2 protein-coding genes are annotated in these 2,667 nt (G+C 49.7%); both read right to left on the reverse strand.

The genetic code is table 11. The features are described from left to right. Positions 1–137 precede the first annotated feature (137 nt). Positions 138–968 (reverse strand): DNA/RNA non-specific endonuclease, encoded by an 831-nt coding sequence (locus IBX50_RS19460; protein ID WP_292258055.1) that lies wholly within the window; start codon positions 966–968, stop codon positions 138–140. A gap of 38 nt (positions 969–1,006) precedes the next feature. Further along, positions 1,007–2,437, reverse strand: coding sequence for an MBL fold metallo-hydrolase (locus IBX50_RS19465; RefSeq protein ID WP_292258056.1), 1,431 nt, complete (start codon positions 2,435–2,437; stop codon positions 1,007–1,009). Between the last annotated feature and the right edge of the window lie 230 nt (positions 2,438–2,667).

The raw sequence follows: 2,667 nt of genomic DNA on the forward strand, positions 1-2,667 counted from the left end.
GACGCGCTGGTTTCAGGTATCAGTGATCGAAAGGTCGTGGAAGTTCGAGTCTTCTCCTGGGCACCAACGAAGTGACTGCAACATCAAAGAAAGCGACTTGTTGATCAAAGGATCAAAACAAGGCGCTTTTTTTGTATTCAGAAGCGCCCCATCCTGCGATTCACTACCCCCAGCTGCCAAGGCTCCGGCTGAATGACTGTTTCCAGCTCATCCTGCAGCTCCTGCGGCAAACGATGCAGAAAATTCAAACCTGTCTGCTGCTCCACCTCTCGTACGCTCACCAAAAACTGATCCAATGGCTCCCGGCCATTCACCTGCTGCGGCACCAGAAAAGCCAGTACTTTTAATGGACGGCCATCACGCGGCGGAGCCACAAAAATTTTATAAAAAGCTTCGGGGATATGTACTCTGGGATCGCTGCTTAAACGATTCTTTCTATCACCAAAGACCGGGCCGGTAATGACCCAGAGCTCTCCTTTAATCTGCACAAAATGATCCATCGCAGATTGTTCAATGCGCTGCCAAACCTGGCGGTTCAGCTCAGGTGTTTGTGGGCTGATATTGGTCATTAAAAAGGTTTTTAACTGAGCTTCTCGCCCATGAATCTGGGCAATAGCATAGTTGGGAGCAAGGTGCCCCCGATCATAACCGCTGCGGGTATAGTTATCGTGAGTGACCTGCCAGAAAGGCAGGGTACGCCAGTCTGCATCAAAGCGAGTTGGGCGAGGGCCGATACTGCTGGTAGGGCGATTATCCAGACGATAGATGACCCATAAAGGGTTCAGACGCCAATCCGAATAGCCCATCATAAACCCTTCATTACGCAGCACCCGATGCCAGTTCTGCCAGTCCTTCCAGTCCTGCACCTGCGGCAAACCGGCATAAGCATGATATTCACGCTGCTGCACTTCTTGCCAGTAAACAAAACCACCACCTAAGAGTACAAAAACCAACAACCAACGAGGCAATCTTAAGATTTTCTTTAATCTCAACGCTTGTTTTAACTTCATGATGCTTTAAAACCACCCTGCAAAGGACTGAAAAAATCCAGCAAATCCAATGTCTGTCCCGGTAACGGTGCTCTTGCCAGCGTCCAGGGTTTAATCGCCTCTATCAATGCCTGCTGAGATTCCGTCTCACCATGCACCAGCAACAAGGGTGGTGAATCATTAAAATGGCGATACCAGTCAATCAAACCTTTTTGATCCGCATGGGCAGAAAAACCGTTGATGGTATGCACTCTGGCAGCCACATTCACTTCTTCACCCCAGAGCTTGATGGTTGTGGCACCTTCAATAATCCGCCGCCCCAGAGTATTACGCGCCTGAAAACCCACAAACACCAGATGATTGCCTTCCCGCCAAACATGGTTTTTTAAGTGATGTCGAATCCGGCCACCTTCACACATGCCACTACCGGCAATAATAATGGCACCCTTTTTGGTAGTGTTGATCTGCATGGATTCTTCCTGCGAGCGGGTGATATGCAGATTCGGTAACAAATCCCTGTACTGATGTTTTGCCCACATCTCGCGGGTTTCTGCATCATACAAATGGCTGTGATGGGCATACACCTCGGTGGCCTCAATCGCCATGGGGCTATCCAGATAAATCTGCCAGTTAGCCATGCCCCACTCTTTGTAGTGCTTAGCAAACAAGTACAGCAACTCTTGGGTACGACCCACTGCAAAGGCCGGAATTAACACATTACCACCTGATTGACGGGCCTCCTTAAGCACCTCGCCCATCTCGATGAAACTATCTTCCCAACTGCGGTGACAACGCCCGCCGTAGGTACTTTCCATCAGCACCACATCGGCCTCACGTACAAAAGTAGGATTACGCAGAATCGGCGCACCGGCATGACCCAAATCACCGGAAAACACCAGTGTGCGGGTATGGCCGTCTTCTTGCAGCTTCAACTGCACAATGGATGAACCCAGAATATGACCGGCATCAAACAAGGTGACACTCACCCCATCCGCAATCTGCATCGGCTGGGCATAATCCATGCCCCGAAAATGTTTTAACGCCTTTTCAGCATCCCGCGTGGTAAACAGCGGATCAATCAGGGACAAACCCTTACGCTCGCGTTTGCGGTTCTGGGTGTAAGCATCCCGCTTGGCAATATGGGCTGCATCCATAAACATCACCCGGCACATTTCCTGACAGGCACGCTGGGTATAAATTTTGCCCTTAAAACCTTCTTTCACCAGCACCGGAATACGCCCACAATGATCCAGATGAGAATGACTTAACACCACCGCATCAATACTGGCTGGATCAAAAGGAAAAGGCTCACTGTTAGCCTCGCCTTCCCGCACCTTGCCACCACCCTGCATCAAACCACAATCCAGCAAAATACGCTGTCGACCCACTTGAATCAGATGGCAAGAACCCGTCACCTCTTGTGCGGCACCCAGAAATTCAATGTGCATGGAACACCCCCTATCTATTACTATCCGAAACTCGGGATTTACAAAAAAACACGTTCCTGTTATCTTAGCCAACATTGTTTAGTTACAGATGATACCAGCTTTAGATCTACCAACAGCGCTAATTGGTTCAGCGCTTTCAGAAAGGAGGCTCCGAAATGATTATTAAAAAAGGATGGGTGACTGCTCCCCGCCCTAAGCGCTAAAGCGCCACGGGCGAGGCTTCCAACTTC

The sequence above is a fragment of the Marinospirillum sp. genome (assembly GCF_014859565.1).

What these genes read in the sequence shown, in the direction of transcription:
- IBX50_RS19465 (WP_292258056.1), bottom strand. Translation starts at nt 2,437, where the DNA reads ATGCACATTGAATTTCTGGGTGCCGCACAAGAGGTGACGGGTTCTTGC.